The sequence below is a fragment of the Rhizobium sp. FKL33 genome (genome assembly GCF_005222915.1).
Lineage (GTDB): Bacteria > Pseudomonadota > Alphaproteobacteria > Rhizobiales > Rhizobiaceae > Rhizobium_E.
Genome location: NZ_STFX01000052.1, coordinates 1 through 780 on the forward strand (window position 1 = coordinate 1; position 780 = coordinate 780).

At 61.4% G+C, this 780-nt stretch carries 1 protein-coding gene; it reads left to right on the plus strand.

All coding sequences use genetic code 11. The features are described 5' to 3' along the window. On the plus strand, positions 1-776 hold a 776-nt coding region (gene gmd / locus E8Q41_RS22775), incomplete at its 5' end, for a GDP-mannose 4,6-dehydratase (RefSeq protein ID WP_137157864.1). Between the last annotated feature and the right edge of the window lie 4 nt (positions 777-780).

A 780-nucleotide genomic window follows, 5' to 3' on the forward strand; every position in this document is an offset into this window, starting at 1 on the left:
TCGAGACGCCGGAATATACCGCCAACGCCGACGGCATCGGCACGCTGCGCCTGCTCGAAGCCATCCGCATTCTGAAGATGGAGAAGAAGACCCGCTTCTACCAGGCCTCGACCTCCGAACTCTATGGTCTTGTGCAGGAAGTGCCGCAGCGCGAAACGACGCCGTTCTATCCGCGCTCGCCCTACGCCGCCGCCAAGCTCTATTCCTACTGGATCGTGGTCAACTATCGCGAAGCCTATGGCATCCATGCCTCGAACGGCATCCTGTTCAACCATGAAAGCCCGCTGCGCGGCGAGACCTTCGTCACCCGCAAGATCACCCGCGCCGCCGCCGCCATCCGGCTGGGCAAGCAGGAAAAGCTCTATGTCGGCAATATCGACGCCAAGCGCGACTGGGGCCATGCCCGGGAATATGTGCGCGGCATGTGGATGATGCTGCAGCAGGACCAGCCCGACGATTACGTGCTCGCCACCGGCGAGACCACCGAAGTCCGCCAGTTCATCACCTGGGCCTTCGAGGATGTCGGCATTCATCTGGAATGGAAGGGCGAAGGCGTCGACGAGAAGGGCTATGACCAGCTGACCGGCAAGGTCGTCGTCGAAATCGATCCGCGCTATTTCCGCCCGACCGAAGTCGAACTGCTGATCGGCGATCCGACCAAGGCGCATACCAAGCTCGGCTGGAAGCATGAGACGCCGGTGCGCGAACTCTGCCGCGAAATGGTCAATGAAGACCTCAAGGTCATGCAGACCGCCACCGTGATGAAGGAAGCGTGAGCCC